The sequence below is a fragment of the Gluconobacter sp. genome, assembly GCF_047723935.1.
Lineage (GTDB): Bacteria > Pseudomonadota > Alphaproteobacteria > Acetobacterales > Acetobacteraceae > Gluconobacter.
In genome coordinates this window covers 6,340-9,847 of record NZ_JBDOBO010000082.1, presented here as the reverse complement: position 1 = coordinate 9,847, position 3,508 = coordinate 6,340, and the positions used below count along the sequence as shown (strand labels likewise).

The 3,508-nt window shown below is 47.5% G+C and carries 4 protein-coding genes; all 4 read left to right on the top strand.

The window, feature by feature from the left end:
* Window positions 1–198: hypothetical protein (locus tag ABF979_RS14815; RefSeq protein WP_415560557.1), on the top strand; the 198-nt coding region annotated here is incomplete at its 5' end.
* Between the two features lie 146 nt (window positions 199–344).
* Window positions 345–836 carry a DUF2946 family protein gene (locus ABF979_RS14810; RefSeq protein WP_078527209.1) on the top strand — a complete coding sequence of 164 codons (492 nt, stop codon included), beginning with the start codon at window positions 345–347 and terminating at the stop codon, window positions 834–836.
* 145 nt (window positions 837–981) lie between these two features.
* Entirely contained in the window at window positions 982–3,198 is a 2,217-nt protein-coding gene (locus ABF979_RS14805; RefSeq protein ID WP_415560556.1) for a TonB-dependent receptor domain-containing protein, read from the top strand.
* Between the two features lie 100 nt (window positions 3,199–3,298).
* Entirely contained in the window at window positions 3,299–3,394 is a 96-nt protein-coding gene (mbnA, locus tag ABF979_RS14800) for a methanobactin (protein WP_120357830.1), read from the top strand.
* Window positions 3,395–3,508: the final 114 nt, after the last annotated feature.

Sequence of the window (3,508 nt, the reverse complement as noted above, 5' to 3'; positions counted from 1 at the left end):
GCGCCGCTTCCTCTTCCTGGAGCGGATCAGCGCGAATGCATAGCAATCCAGCGGGGGCAGCACTCGATCTGCTTAAAACGCAGATCGAAAACCAACCCAAAAGTAGTCAATCAAATCGCCAAAAACCTGAAATCAACAGCCAAGCGTATCAATCAAGGGTTCTTCGATCCCTCCACATTCCTCAGGCAGAGATTATAAAATCGACTGCCGCCAAGCCAAAATGGGCTCTTCAAGCATCCTGGTAGGAATGCCTGCCATGTGTGTGCAATATCGGGTTGACAGGCTCGCAACCACAATGGATTTTATAAAAAGTCTACCGTGACAGGAGCATATGTTTTCAAAAGATGGCCCATGCCATACATCCTGCGCCCCGCTCTTCATTGAGCCGTTGGTTTCTGGTCGCGTTCACGCTCATGGGCTTTCTGGGGCAACTCCTGATCCAGAGTCAGGCAATGCCGGGAGAAATGCCTCGTGCTACCATCCTGCGCCTGACAGGCATTGATATCGCTCCACATGTTTATCACACGCCAGATAAGCACTCCGTCTGTGCGGATATGCCTGGCATGACAATGGACAATGTGACGCAGGCTGTGTCAGCCGACAATGAGGGCGACCACGACCACATGTCCGGGCATCCTTCTCATCACGATGGAAGCTGTCCGTTATGCCCTCTCCTGCACCTGCCAGTATTCCTGTTCACAGCTCTCGTTATCTTGCTGGCACTGGCGTTTATTCGTTGGCAACGCCACGTCAACATCGTTAACCCCCGTGCTCCACCTGTCATCACACTTGGTGTTCCTTTCTCCTGTGGCCCCCCTGTGTCTGCGGTCTTCTAGCGCCCGCAGGCCGTTTAAGCTGTCATTCATCGACCGTACGCGTTCACTTAACGCATAGTGCGTCGCTGACGTCATAAACTAATGACGAAAAAGACAATGACCGTCCTGCTGGCTGAACGATATTCTCAGCTCAGGATCAGCTTCCATGTCTTCGACACATGTTTGCGCACACACGTTCCACCGCGCGCACTTACTTTCTGCCGCCGCAATTTTTCTTATCCCGTCCTTCGCGGCGCATGCCAATGAACTGCCCGGAAAAGAGCGTGAGAATGCCGCATCAACCAGGCAGGCGGCGATTAAAAAAACTCCGGAACAGTCATCGCGAAACACGTCAAAACAACTTGGTGCTCATGTAAGAACAGGAGCCGCCATCCCCATATCCAGTAACGCAGCTGAGCGGCTCGTTGTCACAGCTATGCGAACGCCACAGCGGATCCAGGATGTTCCCGCCTCGGTCAGCCTGATAACCCGTCAGGATATTGAAAGACGTATGTCTTCAACGCTCGCTGATGTCATCAATCGTTTACCTGACGCTGATATGGCAGGCGGAGCACGGACCGAAGGCCAGATCCCTGAAATTCGAGGCTTCAACGGAAGAGACATTATCCTCTTGGTCGATGGCGCACGCCGCAATGCGGACAATGGTTTTGCCGGCTTCCAGACACCGCTCTATATCGATCCAGCATTCGTGCAGTCTGTCGAAGTCGTAATGGGGGCCGCATCAACTCTTTACGGCAGCGGCTCCATGGGAGGCGTCATGTCAATCAAGACGCTCGAAGCCAAAGATCTCCTCGCGCCTGGCCGAAAATGGGGTGCAGAGTTAGACGGCGGTTATCAGAGTGCAAATGAAAATGCCAAAGGTGCTGCCAAAGTGTATGGAAAATGGGGAAAGTTCGACGGACTGCTGGCGTATGCAGGACAGTCATTCGGGCCGATTTCTCTAGGCGGAGGACAAAAATTATCTCCGAACAACGGTACGAGCAATAGCGCACTCTTAAAACTGGGCTACGACATTACAGACTGGATCAGAGTCGATTTCGGGCAGAGTTTTTATTATATTGAAAATTATCGTCCAGCCAACGCACAAGCACAAAAATTTACCGTTTATAATTTGTCAACAAAGACATATATTCCTTATTATCGACAAACCGGAACCAGGCAAGACGACTCAAATATTCACCTAACCACTAAGGACTCTCACGGAAAAGAAGATGGAAGACTGACGCTCTATAGATCAAAAATGACGTCATGGTACGGTCCTTTTATTAAGACATCAATAGTGGGCGAGACGCAAACACTGGAAACTTATGGGGCTGATATTCAAAAAATATTCAGGGAAAATTTTGGCTATCTTGGTTCACATATGTTTGTAGTTGGAGCAAATTACTATCGAGACATCAATCATACTCTTCAAAAAAACGGGCAAGGAGGAGGAACTATCCCCGACGGGCAACAGCAAGTTTACGGATTCTACGGATCAGATGAGATTAAACTTCCGTACGGCATCGTACTAACACCAAGCCTTCGTTACGATCGCTACAATACCTTTGGGTCTGGCTCGTCCACCAGCACTAGCGGTGCAATTCTACCCAAAATTACCTTAGCATGGCATCCAAATCGAAATTGGATGGTCTATCTTAGTTGGGGAAAAAATTACCGCGCCCCAACAATTCAAGAAACAAATATGAACTATACCATAACGCCAAATAGTTATTATTTTCTTCCAAATAATAACTTAATACCAGAAAGCGCTCGTACATACGAAGTTGGATTTAGTTATAATAAAAGTGGATTGTTCTCACGCAAGGATCATGCATTGGTGCGTGCTACAGGCTTCTACGAAGATGCTACGAACCTTATTCAGCTATCTGTGGTCGGACATCACTGGAGCCCACTCTACAAAAGAAACGAGATAAACTATCAATATACGAACATTCAACACGCCACCCGCTATGGAATTGAACTTCGCGCAACCTACAATATAGAGAACATCAATCTTGGCGTAAGTTACAGCCACCTCCGTGTGAGAGATGCAAACACCGGAGCCAACCTTCTGGCTCAACCAGATAAAGTAGCAGCAGATGCGAGTTACACTTTTCCAAAAATTGGGTTGACCGCCACGTATAACCTCACCGCTGTAGAAGCCCAAGACTATGACTCTACGATAGCACGCAGAAGACCAGGCTATATGTTGCATGACATTCTTTTTGACTGGCAAATGCCAGGCAAGCCGTGGCGCGTAAATTTTGCCGTCACCAATCTGACCAATAAGACTTATTATATGTACAAATCTATCGCCAGCAATAATGACGTACCTGAAATTGGACGAAGCGTCAGGTTCAATATTTCATATAAGTTTTAAATTTGCATTTTTACTTTGTTTACTTGAACAATATATATTAATATATTTTGCCGATACATCGATGTGATGATCGGCAATTTCAAAGACAAGGAGTCTATCAATGAAAATCACCATTCTTTCTCGTCGCGAGATCAAGGTCTCAACAATGGCCGGTTCGATCTGCGGTCCGGGTACGGTCTGTGGTGGTTATAACTGAACCATAGGGGGTGGGGGCCCAGCGCGGCCCCCGTACCATTTTTAAAAAATTGTGCCAACAAACGGCACGGGGTTTATTTTTTAAAAAACGCAATATTGGGAAATTAAAAAAAAA

Bases quoted from the DNA above. Each gene is read 5' to 3' on its own strand.
- ABF979_RS14810 (WP_078527209.1), top strand. From the start codon at position 345: ATGGCCCATGCCATACATCCTGCGCCCCGCTCTTCATTGAGCCGTTGG.
- ABF979_RS14805 (WP_415560556.1), top strand. From the start codon at position 982: ATGTCTTCGACACATGTTTGCGCACACACGTTCCACCGCGCGCACTTA.
- mbnA (WP_120357830.1), top strand. From the start codon at position 3,299: ATGAAAATCACCATTCTTTCTCGTCGCGAGATCAAGGTCTCAACAATG.